Genomic DNA, 13,122 nt, shown 5'->3' with positions numbered 1-13,122 from the left:
GGCACGACAAGCACGCCGGACACGACAAGCACGCCGGACACGATCCGGCGATGTTTCGCCGTCGGTTCTGGGTCTGCCTGGTATTGACCATCCCGGTGGTGCTGACGAGTCATCTCGTGTCGGGTCGGCTGGGCCTGAGCGGGGACGTCGTCCCCGGTCAGGGCTGGGTGGGCCCGGTGCTCGGCTCGGTGGTGTTCTGGTGGGGCGGTTGGCCGTTCCTGGTCGGTGCGGTCCGAGAGGTCCGGGACCGGGCGCCCGGAATGATGCTGCTGGTCGCGATGGCGATCACCGTCGCGTACGCCGCGTCCCTGGCGACCAGCGTCGGCGTCTTCGACCTGGACTTCTGGTGGGAGTTGGCCGCGCTGGTCACCATCATGCTGCTCGGGCACTGGCAGGAGATGAAGGCCATCGGACAGGCCCGGGGAGCGCTCGCGGCGCTGGCCGCGCTGTTGCCGGACGAGGCCGAACGGGTGGCGGCGGACGGGCGGGTCGAGGCCGTGCCGGTGACCGGTCTGCGGATCGGCGACGTGGTGCTGGTCCGGCCGGGGGGTCGGGTGCCGGCGGACGGCCGTGTCGTCGAGGGCGGCGCCGAGCTGGACGAGTCGATGATCACGGGGGAGTCGCGGCCGGTCGCCCGGTCGACTGGCGACCGGGTGGTGGCCGGCACCGTCGCCACCGACTCGGCGATCCGGGTGCGCGTCGAGGCGTTGGGTGAGCAGACCGCCCTCGCCGGCATCCAGCGGATGGTCGCGCAGGCCCAGGCCTCCGGTGGACGGGCCCAACTGTTGGCCGACCGGTTCGCCGCCGCGCTGTTCTACCTGGCCACCGGCACCGCCGTGCTGACCGTGCTGGTCTGGACCGCGCTCGGTCAGCCCGACGAGGCGGTGGTCCGTGCGGTCACCGTCCTGGTGATCGCCTGCCCGCACGCGCTGGGTCTCGCCATCCCGCTGGTCGTCGCGCTCTCCACCGCGCTCGCCGCACGGTCCGGGATTCTGGTCAAGGACCGGCTGGCCCTGGAGCGGATGCGGACCGTCGGCGCGGTGCTCTTCGACAAGACCGGCACGCTGACCCGGGGCGAGCACGGGGTGACCGACCTGGCGACGGCGTCCGGCGTCGAGCGGAGCGAGGTGCTGCGCATCGCGGCCGGTGTCGAGTCGGAGAGCGAACATCCGTTGGCCCGGGCGATAGTGGCGGCGGCCGGCCGCGGCGGCCCGGCCCGGGCAGCCGACTTCCGGTCGCTGCCGGGCCGCGGTGTGAAGGCGACAATCGACGGTACGGAGTACGCGGTGGGCGGGCCGGCGCTGCTGCGCGAGCTGGGCGTTTCGCTCCCGGCGGAGCTGGAGGCCGCGACCGGGCGGTGGTCGGCGCGGGGTGCCGCGGTGTTGCACCTGGTGCGGCTGCCCGACGCCGTGCTCGGTGCGTTCGCGTTGACCGACGAGGTGCGTCCGGAGGCCCGGCGCGCTGTCGACGAGTTGCGTGCCGAGGGTGTCCGAACCATCGCCATGATCACCGGTGATGCCCGGCCGGTGGCCGAGGCGGTCGCCGCCGATCTCGGCTTCCGGCCCGGCGTCGACGAGGTCTTCGCCGAGGTGCTGCCGGCGGAGAAGGACGATCGGGTGGCCGAGCTCCAGCGGCGGGGGTTGGTGGTGGCGATGGTCGGTGACGGGGTGAACGACGCGCCGGCGCTGGCCCGGGCGGACGTGGGCATCGCGATCGGCGCGGGCACCGATGTGGCCATCGAGTCCGCCGGGGTGGTGCTGGCATCCTCGGACCCGCGCGGGGTGGGGGCCGTGGTTCGGCTGTCCCGGGCGTCGTACCGGAAGATGCGACAGAACCTGGCCTGGGCGGCCGGCTACAACGTGGTGGCGCTGCCGCTGGCCGCCGGGGTGCTGGCCTGGGCGGGTGTGGCGTTGAGCCCGGCGGTGGCCGCGGTGCTGATGTCGGCGTCGACGATCGTGGTGGCGCTCAACGCTCAGTTGCTGCGCCGGGTCCGTCTCGATCCCGCGCCGGAGTGAGCGCGGTCAGCCGCGCTTCATGAGCCGGCCGACCGCCGCCATCATCTCGGTGGCCATCTCGTCGGCCCGACCCTCAGCGGCGCCCTCGTGCATGCAGTGCCGGGCGTGCCCGTCGAGCAGCCCGAGAGCCACCTTGTCGAGGGCGGCCTGGATGGCGGAGATCTGGGTGAGCACGTCGATGCAGTAGCGGTCGTCGTCGACCATCTTCTCGATGCCCCGGACCTGCCCCTCGACGCGGCGGAGCCGCGCTAGCAGCTGGTCCTTGCTGGCGGTGTATCCGCGGATCGGGGTGGGTGCGGTCATGCCGACCAGGATAGCGTACCCCCAGGGGGTATGGTACGGTCGGTTCTGATGAGATACCCCCACCGGGTACCGGTACCACGAAGGAGACGATCCAATGGTCGACACGACGTACCAGGTGCAGGGCATGACCTGCGGGCACTGCGTCAGCGCGGTGAGCGCCGAGGTCGGCGCCATCGCGGGTGTGCGTGACGTCCAGGTCGACCTCGCCGCCGGCCGGGTCACCGTCAGCAGCGACCAGCCGCTGGACACCGCGGTCGTCCGGGCCGCCGTCGACGAGGCCGGTTACGACCTCGTCGACGCGTGATCGGCGGGCCGACGTGCGTACCGTGACGAAACTGGCCGGCTTCGCCGTCGGCCTGGCGGCGGTCTTCGGCGCCGCCTACGGGATCGGCCGGGTCGTCGACCCCGCCCCGGTCGCCGAGAGCCGGCACGACGATGCCGCCGCCACCCCGACGGCGGACGAGCGGGGCGGGACGGGCGATCGGCTGCCCGGCGGGTTGCTCGTCTCCGAACGTGGCTACACCCTCGAACCGGTCGACGCCCCGGCCGACGAGTTCGCCTTCCGGATCACCGGCCCGGACGGTCGCCCGGTCACCCGGTACGACGTGGCGCACGACAAGCAGATGCACCTGATCGTCGCCCGTCGGGACCTCTCCGGCTTCCGCCACGTCCACCCCGAGCTGGCCGCGGACGGCACCTGGCGGGTCGACACCCCGCTGGCCGGTCCCGGACAGTGGCGGGCGTTCGCCGACTTCGCCCCGACCGGGGGCGAGCCGCTGACCCTGGGCGTGGACGTGACAGTCTCCGGCGAGCTGACCGAACGGCCGTTGCCCGCCCCGACGACCAGCACCACTGTCGACGGCTACACGGTCACCCTGACCGGTGCGCCGCAGCCCGGTCGGACGTCGTCGCTGACAGTGACCGTCAGCCGGGACGGGCAGCCGGTCACCGACCTGGAGCCCTACCTGGGCGCGTACGGGCACCTGGTGGCACTGCGTCGGGGTGATCTGGCCTACCTGCACGTGCACCCGGACGGGACGCCCGGCGACGGGCGCACCCGGCCCGGTCCGGCCGTCACCTTCCTCGCCGAGGTGCCCTCGGTCGGCAGCTACCGGCTCTACCTCGACTTCCAGCACGGCGGGAGGGTGCACACCGCCGAGTTCACAGTGGTCGCCGGCGCTGCCCCGACCGGAGACGCCCCCGAACCGAGCGGCCCCGCACCGACCGGCGGGGCCGACCACGGCACCCCCGGGCACGGACATGACTGACGGGACCAGACGATGACCACCACCAGCAGACCGCTGCCCGAGGCGCCGAACCGGATCGAACTGGCGATCGGCGGGATGACCTGCGCCGCGTGCGCCGCCCGCATCGAGAAGAAGCTCAACCGGATGGACGGGGTGAGCGCCACCGTCAACTACGCCACCGAGAAGGCGACAGTCCGGTACGCCGACGGCGTCACACCGGACGACCTGATCGGGACCGTGCAGAAGACCGGTTACACCGCGGCGTTGCCAGCCCTGCCCAGCGCGGAACCTCCGGTGGACCCGTTGCGGGGGCCGCGTACCCGGCTCTGGGTGTCGGTGGCCCTGAGCGTGCCGGTGGTCCTGCTGGCCATGGTCCCGGCCTGGCAGTTCGACTACTGGCAGTGGCTGTCGCTGACCCTGGCCGCCCCGGTGGTGGTCTGGGGCGGGCTGCCGTTCCACCGGGCCGCCTGGACCAACCTGCGGCACGGCGCGGCCACCATGGACACACTGGTGTCGCTCGGCACGTTGGCCGCGTTCGGCTGGTCGCTCTGGGCGCTCTTCCTCGGTGACGCGGGGATGCCCGGAATGACGCACCCGTTCCGCTTCGACATCGTCCGGAGCGACGGCGCCGGCAACATCTACCTGGAGGCGGCCGCCGGGGTCACCGTGTTCATCCTGGCCGGTCGCTACTTCGAGGCCCGGTCGAAGCGAACTGCCGGCGCCGCCCTACGCGCCCTGCTCGATCTCGGCGCCAAGGACGTGACGGTGCTGCGTGACGGCGTGGAGATCCTGATCCCGGTGGACCGGCTCGCCGTCGGTGACCGCTTCGTGGTCCGCCCCGGGGAGAAGATCGCCACCGACGGGGTGGTCGACGAGGGCACCTCCGCTGTCGACGCCAGCATGCTCACCGGTGAGTCGGTGCCGGTCGAGGTCGCCCCGGGTGACGGCGTGGTCGGCGCAACGATCAACGCGGGTGGGCGCCTGATCGTCACCGCCACCCGGGTCGGCGCGGACACCCAGCTCGCCCGGATGGCCGACCTGGTGGAGCAGGCGCAGAGCGGCAAGGCGGCGGTGCAGCGGCTGGCGGACCGGATCTCCGGGGTCTTCGTGCCGATCGTCATCATCCTCGCCGTCGGCACGCTCGGCTGGTGGCTCGGCACCGGGGCCGGCCCGACCGCCGCGTTCACCGCCGCCGTGGCCGTGCTGATCATCGCCTGTCCGTGCGCGCTCGGCCTGGCCACCCCGACCGCGCTGCTGGTCGGCACCGGTCGGGGCGCCCAGCTCGGCGTGCTGATCAGGGGCCCGGAGGTGCTGGAGTCGACCCGTCGGGTGGACACCGTGGTGCTCGACAAGACCGGCACCGTGACGACCGGCCGGATGACACTGGTGGACGTGGTGCCGGCGAGCGGCGTGGACCGGGCCGAGCTGCTCCGGCTCGCCGGGGCGGTGGAGGCCGCCTCCGAGCACCCGATCGCCCGTGCGGTAGCGGCCGCTGCCACCGAGGCGGGCGCGTTGCCCCCGGTGAGCGCCTTCGGCAACCTCGAAGGGCTGGGGGTGAGCGGCACCGTCGACGGGCGGGCCGTGCTGGTCGGCCGGGTCCGGCTGCTGCGCGAGCGTGAGATCGACGTACCCCCGGAGGTCGAGTGGGCGGTGCGCGACGCCGAGGCCGCCGGCCGTACGCCGATCGTCGCCGGCTGGGACGGCCGGGCCCGGGGCGTGCTCACTGTCGCCGACGTGGTCCGGCCGACCAGCCGGGCGGCGGTGGCCCGGCTGCGCGGGCTGGGGCTGACTCCGGTCCTGCTGACCGGGGACAACGCCACTGTGGCTCGCGCGGTCGCCACCGAGGTGGGCGTCGACGAGGTGATCGCCGAGGTGCTGCCGGCCGGGAAGGTCGACGTGATCAAGCGGCTCCAGGCCGAGGGGCGGTCGGTGGCGATGGTCGGTGACGGGGTCAACGACGCCCCGGCGCTGGCCCAGGCCGACCTGGGGCTGGCCATGGGCACCGGCGCCGACGTGGCGATCGAGGCGGCCGACCTCACCCTCGTCCGGGGCGACCTGGACGCCGCGGTGGACGCCATCCGGTTGTCCCGCCGCACGCTTGGCATCATCCGGGGCAACCTGTTCTGGGCGTTCGGCTACAACGTGGCGGCCCTGCCGTTGGCCGCCGCCGGGCTGCTCAACCCGATGATCGCCGGTGCCACGATGGCGCTGTCCTCGGTCTTCGTGGTGGCCAACAGCCTGCGCCTGCGTCGCTTCCGGTCGGCCGCTGCCGATCTGTGACGACGGTAATGGTTGGACCGGAGACGGCGGGGGTACCTCTGTTGTCGTAGCGACGCTTGCAATGGAGGTTGGCAATGGGATTCGACGACAAGATCAACAACGCCACCGAGGACGCGACCGGCAAGCTGAAGGAAGGCGCCGGTCGGGCCACCGACAACGAGCAGCTGGAGGCGGAGGGTCGCGCTGACCAGTCCACCGCCAAGCTCAAGCAGGCGGGCGAGAAGATCAAGGACGCCTTCAAGAGCTGACGTACGACGTAACCCGCACGCCGGGCCGGTGATCATCACCGGCCCGGCGTGCTGTGTGTCCGGCCTCTTCCGCCGACCCTGAGATCCCCCTGATTCCGCTTTCCGTCCGCACCGCAGTTCGCCGACACCTGCTAACTTCCCTTGGCATGTGCAAGGGCTGGTTATGAGCACCGCCTCGCCGCCGACCGGCGACGACCTGGTTCGGGTGCTGGCCACCCTGGCCAACCCGCACCGGCTGCGGGTCGTCGCCGCGCTGGCCCGCGAGCGTGCGTACGTCAGCGGGCTGGCCCGGCAACTGGGCATCAGTCGAGCGCTGTTGCAGGTCCACCTACGGAAGCTGGCGGCGGCCGGGCTGGTCACCGCCCGCCTGGAGTTGTCGGAGGACGGGAAGGCCATGAACTACTACGAGGTGGAGCCGTTCGTGCTCACACTCACCCCCGCGGTCATCGCGGCTGCTGTCGAGACGCTGACAGTGCCCGACTCGGGCGAGCAGCCGGGAGCGCAGCGATGAGCGAACACGACTGGACCGAGGTGGTCGGCGCGATCGGCATCTTCGCCTTCCTGATCAGCGTGGTCACGGTGACCGTCGTGCAACTCGCCAAGACCCGTCGGGCCCGGTACGAAGCGGACCGGGCGGACGACTACCGCCAACTCGCCGAGACGGCCGCTCAGGCACAGGCGGAGAACGCCCGACTGCTCGCGGCGATGGACGGCCGGCTGGGCGGAATGGAAACCCGGATGACCACGCTCGAACGCGTCCTGCGCGAGGTCGACTGACCCGGCGGACGAGAGAGGCCCCGGGCCGTCGAGCGGCTACTCGACGGCCCGGGTGGAAGCAGCATCACCTCGCCCAGTGGGCGAGTTTCACCGGCAACGCTCCTTCGAGGAGAGGACAGCACCTCATGCTGCGCTCACGCAAATCCGCAGTCGGCTGGGCCGTCGCCCTGGCCCTGACGGCCGCCGGCCTGACCCCGGCGAGCCCGGCCGCCGCCCGACCACAGCCCGCCCGGACGATCGACTGGCGGCCCTGCGCCACTGACACCAGCGCCGAGTGCGGCACCCTGTCGCTGCCGGTGGACTGGAACCGACCCGGGGGTGAGCGTTTCGACCTGTCGCTGGCCCGCCGGGTCGCCGACCCGGCCACCCGCGAAGGCGCGCTGGTCTTCGGCCCCGGCGGGCCGGGCGACAGCGGGGTCGACCGGGTGGTGGACGGCAGCTCCCGATTCAGCGCCGACCTGCGGGCCCGGTTCGACATCGTCAGCTTCGACCCACGCGGCACCGGCGGCAGCCACCCGGTGGTCTGCGCCCGGGACCTGCTCGCCCGGCAACCGCAACTGATCGCCGACCAGGCGCAGTTCGACGCCACACTGGCCGACAACGCGCTGCTGCGCGCCGACTGCCGGGCCCGCACCGGGGCGCTCTACGACCACGTCGACACCACCAGTGCCGCCCGCGACCTGGACGCGGTCCGCGCCGCGCTCGGCGAACGGCAGTTGACCTTCCACGGCAGCTCGTACGGCACCCTGCTCGGGCAGCGGTACGCCGAGCTGTACCCCGACCGGGTCCGGGCCATGGTGCTGGAGGCCACGATGGACCACAGCCTCGGCACCCGCGCCTTCCTGGACACCCAGGCCGCCACAGCGGAGGGCGCGTTCGACGAGTTCGCCGCCTGGTGTGAACGGTCCACGGCCTGTGCCCTGCACGGCCGGGACCTCCGGTCGATCTGGGCCGGGCTGCACGTGCGGGCCGAGCAGGGCCTGCTGACCGACCCGAAGCGGCCCGGGGTGGTGCTGACCCCGTTCGAATTGAGCCGGCTCACCCACAAGGAGTTCTACGACACCTGGCGGTGGCCGGGCCTGGCCGAGTGGCTGGGCAGGATGGATGCCGCCACCGCCATGCGAAGCGCCGGCCCATCGACCGCCGACGCCGTGGCTCCGTACCCCTTCGCGGTTTTCTGTCAGGACTGGAGCCTGCCGGTGCGCGACTACCGCGAGTACGTCGGACATTTGCGCCGGGCGGCCCGGCTCGCGCCGGACCTGCGCTACCCGCCGGCGCTGTTCGCCCTGGTCACCTGCCTGGGCGCCCCGACGCCGGTGGCCAACCCGCAGCATCGGCTACGGGTCCACACCGATGTGCCGCTGCTGCTCGCCGCCACAGTGCACGACCCGGCCACTGGCTACGACTGGGCGCGCAACGTGGCACGGCAGTTGGGCCGGCACGGCGCGGTGCTCACCTACCAGGGGTGGGGGCACGGCAGCTACAGCAGCAGCCAGTGCGTGCAACGAGCCGTCGACTCGTATCTGACCGATCGGGTGGTGCCCGCCCGGGGTGCCAGCTGCCCGGCCGTCGAACCCGAGGTGTGACCGCCGCTGCCGGCCGCCGGGCGCCCGGCGGCCGGCAGCGCTGTGCTCAGCGGCTGTGGTAATTGTTGCCAAAGCGGCAAGGCGACGTCGCTCAGCCCTGCCCGGTCAGCCGGGCCGCCCGCACCTCCAGGTAGCGCTGCTCTGGCCGGCTCGTGGTGCCCCGCGCCGCCACCAGGTACGCCTCCCGCGCCGCACCGACCTCCCCGGCCAGCTCCAACAGGTGAGCCCGGACGGCGGCCAGCCGGTGGTGCCCGGCCGTGCGTTCGTCGGCGTCCAACGGCGTGAGCAGGGCGAGGCCGGCCCGGGGCCCGTCGACCATGGCCACCGCCACCGCCTGGTTGAGGGTGACCATCGGGTTCGGCGCGATCCGGGCCAGCAGTCGGTAGAGCGCGACGATCTGCCGCCAGTCCGTCTCCACCGCCGTCGACGCCTCGGCGTGCACAGCGGCGATGGCCGCCTGGAGCTGGTACGGGCCCGGCGGCGACCAGGTCAGCGCCTCGGTGATCAGCGCTACCCCCTCCGCGATGGCGGCGGCGTCCCACCGGGAACGGTCCTGCTCCGCCAGCGGCACCAACTCCCCGTCCGGCCCCACCCGGGCCGCCCGGTGCGCATCGGTCAGCAGCATCAGCGCCAGCAGCCCGGTCACCTCGCCGTCGTCGGGCAGCAGCCCGCGCAGGATGCGAGCCAGCCGGATCGCCTCGCCGGTCAGCTCGGCCCGGCGCAGGTCCTGGCCACTGGACGCGGTGTAGCCCTCGTTGAAGATCAGGTAGAGCACCCGCAGCACCGTGCCCAGCCGCTCGCCCCGCTCGGCCGGCCCGGGCATCGTGAACCGTGCCCCGGCAGCCTCGATCCGCTGCTTGGCCCGTCGGATCCGTTGACTCATCGTCGCCTCGGGCACCAGGTGCGCCCGGGCGATCTGGGCGGTGCTGAGACCGCCGACCGCCCGCAGGGTGAGCGCCACCTGCGCCGAGCCGGGCAGCGCCGGGTGGCAGCAGAGGAACAGCAGCGTGAGGGTGTCGTCGTCGGCCGCAACGGTGGGCTCCGCGTCCGCCGCGGGCGCCACCCCGGCGTACGCCGGCTCGCGCCGCGCCACCGCCACCTCACGGTCCCGGCGCGCGCTCTCGCTGCGCCACTCGTCGGTGAGCCGGCGGGTGGCAACGGTGAGCAGCCAGGCGCGCGGGTTGTCCGGCACGCCCTGCCCGGGCCACTGCGTCGCGGCGGCGAGCAGCGCCTCCTGGACCGCGTCCTCGCACCTGTCGAACTGTCCGTGCCGACGGACCAGCAGGCCGAGGACCTGCGGCGCGAACGTGCGCAGCAGATCCTCGACCGTCCGGTCCTCGGTCACATCTCCGTCCCGGCCTCGTCCATGATCGGGCGGACCTCCATCGCGCCGCCGTACCGGACGTCCGGCCAGCGGGCCGCGATCTCGGCAGCCCGCTGCGGGGTTTCGCAGTCGACGGCCAGGTAGCCGGCGAACTGCTCCTTGCTCTCCATGAACGGGCCGTCGAGGACCTCGGGGCTGCCGTCCACGAGCCGCACCGTCAACGTCTGCGACGGATTCGCCAACGCCTGGCCGCCGATCAGCTCGCCGGTCTCGGTCAGCTCCTTCATGATCTCGTCGACCTCACCGAAGAGGGCGGTGCGCTCCTGCTCGCTCAGACTCTCGGTGAAGCCGGGCCGGTTCCAGATCAGCAGCATGTACTTCACGGCGATTGCTCCTCAGGCTCTGGTCGCGCCCCGATCGGGGCGCGACTCACCGGAGGGTCGGAGCCCATCCCCCGATCCCTACCGCGTACCGAAGAAGATCGCAGAAACATCCGCCGGGGGCGTTCCCACGCCGGACGGTTCAGCGCGGATCGGGTCGGCCGGGCACCTGTCGGGGCTTCCGGGCGCCCCCGACGTCCAGCGAGGCCCGGTCGGCGGCCGAGGTGCCGGACGACCAGCCCTCGGCGTCGCGCACGCTGAGCCGGTGCCGGGTGACGCCGGGGAAGAGCGAGTCCAACCGCTCCCGGACCGCCTCGCCCCGCGCCGCGAGCACCGGCAACAGTCGTTCCGCCCCCGCCGTCTCGGCCGCCGCCTCGTCCGCCGCGGTGGTCGCCGCCTCGGTGGCCGTGCGCAGCCGCTCGCCGATCCGCAGCGCGAACGCGTTGAGGAAGGACTCGTCCCAGACCTTCGTCCGCCGCCCCGACCCCGGCCGACGCTCGGCACGGCCACGCAGCATCGCCGCCGTGGCCTGGACCAGCAGCGACGTGTAGAGCAACTCGACCGCCACCAGATCGGCCGGCCAGCCCAGCACTGTGGCGAAGCCCAGATCGTCGGACCAGACCGCCTCGCACCGGTTCGCCGCCGCCACCTCCTGCACCAGCAGCGCCTTCGCGCCCGCGTACGGGGCGTCGGTGCTCAGACGTACCCCGCCGGGCAGGTCACCGCGCTCGGACCCGGCCGCCAGCAACGCCTCGTCGATGCTGTGCCGGGCGATCAGCTCCTGGGCCTTTCCCGTCAGTGCCTCCGCCTCGGCCGGGAAGGTCGTCGACTCGGCCTTCGCCAGCAGCGCCCGCACCCGATCCAGCATCGGCGACCCGCTGCGAGCCGTGCCCGCCGTGCGGGGCAGTGCCGCGCCGCTCGTGCCCGGCGGTGGGCGCAGCACCGCGATCGGCGGCAGGCTCTCCACCAGCGCGAGAGCGTCCACTGCCGAGCGGAGCGCGTCGGCCCGGTCCAGACCCTCCTGGCTGGCCCAGCCGGCCACCACGCTGCCGTCGGCCTTGGTAACCGCCAACTCGCGTAGCTGGTCGTCCCACCAGGCCGGGACCGGCTCGGCCTGGTCGCGCCGCTGGGCGGCCATCGCGGCACGGACCAGCCGCGCCGCGCGGCCGTCGAGCCGTCGACTGGTGATCCGGTCCACGTCGACCGGCTGCCAACCGCGCGGCCAGAGCCGACCCAGTGCGCGGACCAGGCGACGCAGCAGAGCGGCATCCACCGCCGTGCTGCCGTCCGCGGCGCCGGTGCCGACCATCAGTTGGTCCAGCTGCCGTTCGGCCTGCCGTACGTCAGTGCCGCGCACCGCCGCGAGCGCGTTGGCGACGAGTTCGTCCGCGTCCGGCACGGGCACCTCCTTCTCGGGATCTGGCTGTCGCTGCCCCTCCAGGCTCCATGATCATGCCGTCAGTGGTCCGGGAGCCACGAAACGGGGATGTACCCCGGCTCCTTGGGCCTTCCCACGGCTTCAGTCCGACATGTTTCACGTGGTTCGGGGTATTTACGGCCCGTTCCGAGCTGACTGCGAGGTGTGTGGTGGTCGAAGCGAGCCTGCCGAGGACCCGGACCGCCGACGTTCGTTCCTCCACCCTCGTCGGCGTCCTGATCGGCATCGCGATCATGGCCGCGGTGGACGAGATCGTCTTTCACCAACTCCTCGCCTGGCACCACTTCTACGACCGCTCCACCCCATCGGTGGCGCTGCTCTCGGACGGGCTGCTGCACGCCGCCGAGGTGATCGCCCTGGTCGGCGGGTTCTTCTGGTTCGCCGACCTGCGTCGACGGCGTGCCCTGTCGAGCCGGCTCGCCTGGGGTGGCTTCCTGCTCGGCGCCGGAGGATTCCAGCTCTTCGACGGGATCGTCGACCACAAGGTGCTGCGGCTGCACCAGATCCGCTACGGCGTACACCTGGTGCCGTACGACGTGGTCTGGAACGTGGCCGGCGCGGTGCTGCTGCTGGCCGGCGTGGCTGTCCTGTGGCGTGCCCGTTCCCGCCGGCCCGACGCCGGCCCCCGATGACGGCGGTCGGGCCGCTGGCGCACGCCGGACACGGTGTGGCCGGGCCGACCTGGTTCCCGCTGGTCCCGGTCGCGTTGTTGGCGGTCGCTTACGTGCTGGCCGCCGTGCGGGACCCGCGGGGGTGGGACCACCGGCGGACCGCCTCCTGGCTGGTCGGCTGCGCCCTGCTGGCGGTCGCCGTCGGGCCGCTCGCCCAGCTCCCCGACAATCCGAGCGGGCACATGGCGCAGCATCTGCTGCTCGGCATGCTGGCCCCGCTGGGGCTGGTGCTCGCCGCCCCGGTGACGCTGCTGCTGCGGGTCGCGCCGCCGCCGGTACGCCGAGCGGTCGGCCGGCTGCTGCGTGCCCGCCCGCTGCATCTGCTCGCCCACCCGGCCACGGCCGCGCTGCTGACCACCGGCGGGTTGGCGTTGGTGCTGCTCACCCCGCTGTATGCGGCGGCCGAACGGCAACCAGTCCTGCACCACGCCGTGCACCTGCACTACCTGGCCGCCGGGTACCTCTTCGCCTGGTCGTTGGCCGGGCCGGACCCGGCGCCGCGTCGCCCCGGGCTGGCGGTACGGGTCGGCGCGTTGCTGGCCGCGTCGGCCGGCCACGCCGTGCTGGCCAAGTACCTGTACGCCCAGGCCGAAACCCTCCCGCCCGGCCTCACCGACCGCGACCCGGAAGCGTTCCGCTCGGCCGCCCAACTCATGTACTACGGCGGCGACCTGGCCGAGCTGCTCCTGGCCGCAGCCCTCTTCGCCACCTGGTACCACTCCCGCCGCCAACCCCGCCCCCACCCTCGCCCCCGCCCCGCCCCGCCCCGTCCCGCCCCGCCCCCACCCCCGCCCGTCGCCGTTGATCAAGAGGTTTGCGTCACCGGAAGGCGATTTCCTGACGCAAACCACAT

The 13,122-nt window shown here is 73.2% G+C and carries 14 protein-coding genes; 10 read left to right on the top strand and 4 right to left on the bottom strand.

Annotated elements, in window-relative coordinates:
• Positions 1-50 precede the first annotated feature (50 nt).
• A complete protein-coding gene (locus AB0B68_RS30240; protein ID WP_357200052.1) occupies positions 51-2,015 on the top strand; it encodes a heavy metal translocating P-type ATPase in 1,965 nt (654 codons plus the stop codon).
• A gap of 6 nt (positions 2,016-2,021) precedes the next feature.
• Here AB0B68_RS30240 and AB0B68_RS30235 read toward each other — a convergent pair whose 3' ends face one another.
• Positions 2,022-2,318, bottom strand: coding sequence for a metal-sensitive transcriptional regulator (locus AB0B68_RS30235; RefSeq protein ID WP_030329541.1), 297 nt, complete (start codon positions 2,316-2,318; stop codon positions 2,022-2,024).
• Between the two features lie 94 nt (positions 2,319-2,412).
• On the opposite strand from AB0B68_RS30235, the gene AB0B68_RS30230 reads away from it, so the two are divergent.
• The 7 genes from AB0B68_RS30230 to AB0B68_RS30200 all read left to right on the top strand — a co-directional run bounded on the left by AB0B68_RS30230 (position 2,413) and on the right by AB0B68_RS30200 (position 8,456).
• A complete protein-coding gene (locus AB0B68_RS30230) occupies positions 2,413-2,622 on the top strand; it encodes a copper ion binding protein (protein WP_238681977.1) in 210 nt (69 codons plus the stop codon).
• A 13-nt stretch (positions 2,623-2,635) separates the two neighbouring features.
• Complete coding sequence (locus tag AB0B68_RS30225) at positions 2,636-3,586, top strand: hypothetical protein (RefSeq protein ID WP_357199986.1); 951 nt, start codon at positions 2,636-2,638, stop codon at positions 3,584-3,586.
• A 12-nt stretch (positions 3,587-3,598) separates the two neighbouring features.
• Positions 3,599-5,845, top strand: coding sequence for a heavy metal translocating P-type ATPase (locus AB0B68_RS30220; RefSeq protein ID WP_357199983.1), 2,247 nt, complete (start codon positions 3,599-3,601; stop codon positions 5,843-5,845).
• A 74-nt stretch (positions 5,846-5,919) separates the two neighbouring features.
• On the top strand, positions 5,920-6,093 hold the full coding sequence (locus AB0B68_RS30215) for a CsbD family protein (RefSeq protein WP_036410891.1): 174 nt from the start codon (positions 5,920-5,922) through the stop codon (positions 6,091-6,093).
• Between the two features lie 163 nt (positions 6,094-6,256).
• On the top strand, positions 6,257-6,604 hold the full coding sequence (locus AB0B68_RS30210) for a helix-turn-helix domain-containing protein (RefSeq protein ID WP_285792822.1): 348 nt from the start codon (positions 6,257-6,259) through the stop codon (positions 6,602-6,604).
• Positions 6,601-6,870: a hypothetical protein gene (locus tag AB0B68_RS30205; RefSeq protein ID WP_112581781.1), complete on the top strand. Its 270-nt coding sequence runs from the start codon at positions 6,601-6,603 to the stop codon at positions 6,868-6,870. The genes AB0B68_RS30210 and AB0B68_RS30205 overlap by 4 nt, the downstream gene beginning before the upstream one ends.
• A gap of 125 nt (positions 6,871-6,995) precedes the next feature.
• Positions 6,996-8,456: an alpha/beta hydrolase gene (locus AB0B68_RS30200; protein ID WP_357197468.1), complete on the top strand. Its 1,461-nt coding sequence runs from the start codon at positions 6,996-6,998 to the stop codon at positions 8,454-8,456.
• Between the two features lie 91 nt (positions 8,457-8,547).
• On the opposite strand, the gene AB0B68_RS30195 is transcribed toward AB0B68_RS30200, so the two are convergent.
• The 3 genes from AB0B68_RS30195 to AB0B68_RS30185 form a co-directional block, all read right to left on the bottom strand.
• A complete protein-coding gene (locus tag AB0B68_RS30195; protein ID WP_357197462.1) occupies positions 8,548-9,801 on the bottom strand; it encodes a sigma-70 family RNA polymerase sigma factor in 1,254 nt (417 codons plus the stop codon).
• Positions 9,798-10,154 (bottom strand): YciI family protein, encoded by a 357-nt coding sequence (locus tag AB0B68_RS30190; RefSeq protein WP_357264301.1) that lies wholly within the window; start codon positions 10,152-10,154, stop codon positions 9,798-9,800. The genes AB0B68_RS30195 and AB0B68_RS30190 overlap by 4 nt, the downstream gene beginning before the upstream one ends.
• A gap of 148 nt (positions 10,155-10,302) precedes the next feature.
• Entirely contained in the window at positions 10,303-11,559 is a 1,257-nt protein-coding gene (locus AB0B68_RS30185; protein ID WP_357197459.1) for a DUF2786 domain-containing protein, read from the bottom strand.
• A gap of 188 nt (positions 11,560-11,747) precedes the next feature.
• Between AB0B68_RS30185 and AB0B68_RS30180 the strand changes: the two genes are divergently transcribed.
• Complete coding sequence (locus AB0B68_RS30180) at positions 11,748-12,230, top strand: DUF2243 domain-containing protein (protein ID WP_357197456.1); 483 nt, start codon at positions 11,748-11,750, stop codon at positions 12,228-12,230.
• Positions 12,227-13,122: cytochrome c oxidase assembly protein (locus tag AB0B68_RS30175; protein ID WP_357264282.1), on the top strand; the 896-nt coding region annotated here is incomplete at its 3' end. The genes AB0B68_RS30180 and AB0B68_RS30175, both read left to right, overlap by 4 nt.

The sequence above is a fragment of the Micromonospora sp. NPDC049049 genome, from assembly GCF_040649115.1.
Lineage (GTDB): Bacteria > Actinomycetota > Actinomycetes > Mycobacteriales > Micromonosporaceae > Micromonospora.
This window is presented reverse-complemented; position numbering and strand designations above follow the sequence as displayed.

What these genes read in the sequence shown, in the direction of transcription:
- AB0B68_RS30190 (WP_357264301.1), bottom strand. Translation starts at nt 10,154, where the DNA reads ATGCTGCTGATCTGGAACCGGCCCGGCTTCACCGAGAGTCTGAGCGAG.
- AB0B68_RS30210 (WP_285792822.1), top strand. Translation starts at nt 6,257, where the DNA reads ATGAGCACCGCCTCGCCGCCGACCGGCGACGACCTGGTTCGGGTGCTG.
- AB0B68_RS30235 (WP_030329541.1), bottom strand. Translation starts at nt 2,318, where the DNA reads ATGACCGCACCCACCCCGATCCGCGGATACACCGCCAGCAAGGACCAG.
- AB0B68_RS30205 (WP_112581781.1), top strand. Translation starts at nt 6,601, where the DNA reads ATGAGCGAACACGACTGGACCGAGGTGGTCGGCGCGATCGGCATCTTC.
- AB0B68_RS30230 (WP_238681977.1), top strand. Translation starts at nt 2,413, where the DNA reads ATGGTCGACACGACGTACCAGGTGCAGGGCATGACCTGCGGGCACTGC.
- AB0B68_RS30220 (WP_357199983.1), top strand. Translation starts at nt 3,599, where the DNA reads ATGACCACCACCAGCAGACCGCTGCCCGAGGCGCCGAACCGGATCGAA.
- AB0B68_RS30240 (WP_357200052.1), top strand. Translation starts at nt 51, where the DNA reads ATGTTTCGCCGTCGGTTCTGGGTCTGCCTGGTATTGACCATCCCGGTG.
- AB0B68_RS30215 (WP_036410891.1), top strand. Translation starts at nt 5,920, where the DNA reads ATGGGATTCGACGACAAGATCAACAACGCCACCGAGGACGCGACCGGC.
- AB0B68_RS30200 (WP_357197468.1), top strand. Translation starts at nt 6,996, where the DNA reads ATGCTGCGCTCACGCAAATCCGCAGTCGGCTGGGCCGTCGCCCTGGCC.